Source organism: Actinotalea sp. C106 (assembly GCF_023630195.1).
Lineage (GTDB): Bacteria > Actinomycetota > Actinomycetes > Actinomycetales > Cellulomonadaceae > Actinotalea.
The window spans coordinates 1-3,751 of sequence record NZ_JALPKN010000294.1; the positions used below are offsets into that span (position 1 = coordinate 1).

The window sequence follows — 3,751 nt, forward strand, 5'->3', positions numbered from 1 at the left end:
GACGCTGCGCGCGCACCGGGTTGCGCAGGCCGCGGTGGATCCCGGCCGCGACGTCGAAGACCGCGCGGGCCGCGTCCGGGTCCTCGACGACCACCACGAACTCGTCACCACCGAGCCGTGCGGCCGTGCCCCGCCCGCCGGTCGCTGCCCGCAGCACCCCAGCGACGTGGACCAGCACGTCGTCCCCCGCAGGGTGGCCGTACCTGTCGTTGATCTGCTTGAACTCGTCCAGGTCGATGACCAGGACCGCGACCCTGCCGTCCGCCCCGGGCCGGTCGATCGCCGCCTGGAGCACCTCCTGCATGAGCGAACGGTTCGCGAGCCCGGTCAGGGGGTCGTGCATGGCGCGGTGGGCGAGCATCTCGGCCTTCATGCGTGACTCCGTGGTGTCGCGGACCTGCGCGACGAAGTGGTCGGGCTCGCCCTCCGTGAGCCGGACCAGGACCACGTCCAGGACCACCCAGACGGTCTGCCCGTCGGCACGCAGGTAACGCTTCTCGAGGCTGAGGCGCGACTGCTGCCCCGCCAGGAGGCCGTGCACCCCGGCCCGCTCGGCGGCGCGGTCGTCCGGGTGGGACAGGGCCGACAGGTCCCGGCCGACCAGGGCCTCGGGGCGTGCCCCCAGCAGGCTCGCGAAGGCCGCGTTGACCCTGGTCAGGCGCCACTGCGTGTCGATGAGGACCATGCCGATCGGCGCGTACTCCATCGCGGCCTGGAACTGCTGCTCGGACCGCGCCTGGGCCGCGAGCGCCTCGCGGCGCCCGCTGATGTCGGCCAGCCAGGTGGTGAGCTCCTGGCCACCGTCGAGGGTGGGGACCGCCCGGGTCCAGACCTGGACCCAACGCTGCGGGCCGCCCCCGACCGGCTCGACGGCGAGCACCACGCCCTCCCCCCAGGCCTCGGATCGTCGCGCGAAGACGGCCGCTGGGGCGACCTCCTGACCGGTCTCGCTCCGCCACCGGACGGGGAGCTCGGTCACCGCACGCCCCACGAGGGCCTGGGTGGTCGCCCCGAGGAGGGCGGCAGCCGCCTCGTTGGCCTCGAGGACCGTCCCGCCCGCCCCGTGCAGGACGACCCCGTCCCGCCCTGAGGCCATGACCCCGGCCAGCCGCCGCGAGACGGCGGTGGCCGCCGACGCAGCCGTCTGCCTGGTCATGGCGAGCTCGCGCCGGCTGCGCGCGAGGAGCAGGGCGAGAGCCACCAGAGCCACCCCCAGGGCCGCCAGGGCGGCGACGAGGGGACTCAGGGGGCTGACGGCGCCCATCGCTGCCCGTCGGGCTCGTCCTCGAGCTCGGGGGCCACGTCCGTCTCCGCTCCCGGCTGACCCCGCAGCATCGCCAGGGTGCCCGGGAGGTCGTCGGGCTGCACGAGCACGTCGCGGGCCTTCGAGCCCTCCGAGGGCCCGACGATCTCGCGGGACTCGAGCAGGTCCATGAGACGACCGGCCTTGGCGAACCCGACGCGGAGCTTGCGCTGCAGCATCGACGTCGAGCCGAACTGCGTGGTCACGACGAGCTCGGCCGCCTGGAGCAGCAGGTCGAGGTCGTCGCCGATGTCCTCGTCCACCTGCTTCTTGGGCGCCGTGACGGTGACGTCCTCACGGTAGGTGGGCTTGAGCTGGGTCTTGACGTGGTCGACGACGGCGTGGATCTCGCTCTCGGTGACCCAGGCCCCCTGCACCCGGATCGGCTTGGCCGCCCCCATGGGCAGGAAGAGGGCGTCCCCTTGCCCGATGAGCTTCTCGGCGCCCGGCTGGTCCAGGACCACGCGGGAGTCGGTCAGCGAAGAGGTCGCGAAGGCCAGGCGCGAGGGCACGTTCGCCTTGATCAGGCCGGTCACGACGTCGACGCTCGGGCGCTGCGTGGCGAGCACCAGGTGGATCCCGGCAGCCCGCGCGAGCTGGGTGATGCGCTGGATCGAGGCCTCGACGTCACGCGGGGCGACCATCATGAGGTCGGCGAGCTCGTCGACGATCACCAGCAGGTAGGGGTACGGGGCGATCTTGCGCTCGCTGCCGGGCAACGGCTTGACCTTGCCCGAGCGCACACCGACGTTGAAGTCGTCGATGTGCTTGTACCCGAACAGGGCGAGGTCGTCGTAGCGCGACTCCATCTCCCGCACCACCCACTCGAGGGCCTCGGCGGCCTTCTTGGGGTTGGTGATGATGGGGGTGATCAGGTGCGGGATCCCCTCGTACAGGGTGAGCTCGACCCGCTTGGGGTCGACCAGGATCATCCGCACCTCGTCGGGGGTCGAGCGCATCAGGATTGACGTGATCATCGAGTTGACGAAGCTCGACTTGCCGGCCCCCGTGGCTCCCGCGACGAGCAGGTGGGGCATCTTGGCCAGGTTCGCCACGACGTAGCCGCCCTCGACGTCCTTGCCTACGCCCATGACCATCGGGTGCTCGGTGCGCCGGGCGGCCGAGGAGCGCAGCACGTCCCCGAGGGAGACGGTCTCGCGATCGGCGTTGGGGATCTCGATGCCGATCGCGGACTTCCCCGGGATCGGCGAGAGGATGCGCACGTCCGCGCTCGCCACCGCGTAGGAGATGTTCCTGCTCAGGGCCGTGACCCGCTCGACCTTCACCCCGGGGCCGAGCTCTAGCTCGTACCGCGTGACGGTCGGGCCACGGCTGAACCCGGTCACCGTGGCGTCGACGCCGAACTGCTCGAGCACGGTCGTCAGGGCCTCGACGACCCGGTCGTTGGCGGCCGAGCGCACCTTGTGCGGCATGCCCTTGGCCAGGGCCGCCTCCGGGGGCAGGGTGTAGACGACGTCGCCGTCGAGCATCGGCTGCTCGCCGCGGGGCATGGCACTCGTCGGCGGGGGAAGAAGATCGGGCGAGGTCACGACCGCCGTCACCGGCTCGGCGGGCTCCTCCTCGGCCGCCTGCGCCTCGAGGACGGTCGTCTCCTCCTCGGCGGCGGGGTCGGCCGGGGCGGTCAGGGCCGCAGTCTCGAAGGCCTCGTCCCCGGCGAGCTGCCCGAGCTCGACGGTCTCCTCGACCTCCGGGGTCCGGCGGCGCGACAACCGGGGCACCCGGCGCTCCCGCCCGGCCTTGGCCGACTGCTGCTCGGCGAGGGTCGGCATGCGCGAGAGGTCGTCCTCGTCGGCCTGCTGCTCGTCCTCCTGGCGCCCGCCCGTGAGCCGCTCGTAGAGGGCGCGCAGGCGGGGGCCGATCTGGTGCACCGGGGTCGCCGTGACGACGAGGATGCCGAAGAAGCCGAGCAGGACCATCAGCGGGAGTGCCACCCAGGCGGTGACCAGGTGCTCGAGCGGTGTGGCGAGGAGGTATCCGAGCACACCACCGGCGGACCGGACCGGGGCGAAGCCGTCCGAGGGCGAGGGCAGGTCCCCAGCCAGGTGCACGATCCCGCACACCGACAGCAGCACGGCCGAGAGGCCGATCCCCATCCGCCCGTTCGCCTCGACCCGCTCGGGGTGACGCATCAGCCGCACCGCGGCCAGGAGCAGCAGGATCGGCACGACGACGCCGACCACGCCGAAGGTCCCGGCGACCACGGCATGCACCGCGTCCCCCGCGCTGCCCGAGAGCCCCCACCACTCCCGCGCAGCCACCACCACGGCGAGGCCCAGCAGGAAGAAGGCGAGCCCGTCGCGCCGGTGCGCCGGGTCGAGGTCACGTGCGCCGCGCCCGAGCCGACGAGCCGTACCGCCGACGACGTGGGCGCCTCCCATCCAGGCGCCGCGCATCATGCGGACCCGCAGCCCCCGCCGTGTAAGTCGG

General features: G+C 73.0%; 2 protein-coding genes. Both read right to left on the minus strand.

From position 1 onward, the window contains the following. The coding region (locus tag L0B03_RS15140) for a sensor domain-containing diguanylate cyclase (protein WP_250447289.1) at nucleotides 1-1,264 on the minus strand (1,264 nt) is incomplete at its 3' end. Continuing rightward, a complete protein-coding gene (locus tag L0B03_RS15145; protein WP_250447292.1) occupies nucleotides 1,243-3,720 on the minus strand; it encodes a DNA translocase FtsK in 2,478 nt (825 codons plus the stop codon). The genes L0B03_RS15140 and L0B03_RS15145, both read right to left, overlap by 22 nt. Nucleotides 3,721-3,751 lie beyond the last annotated feature (31 nt).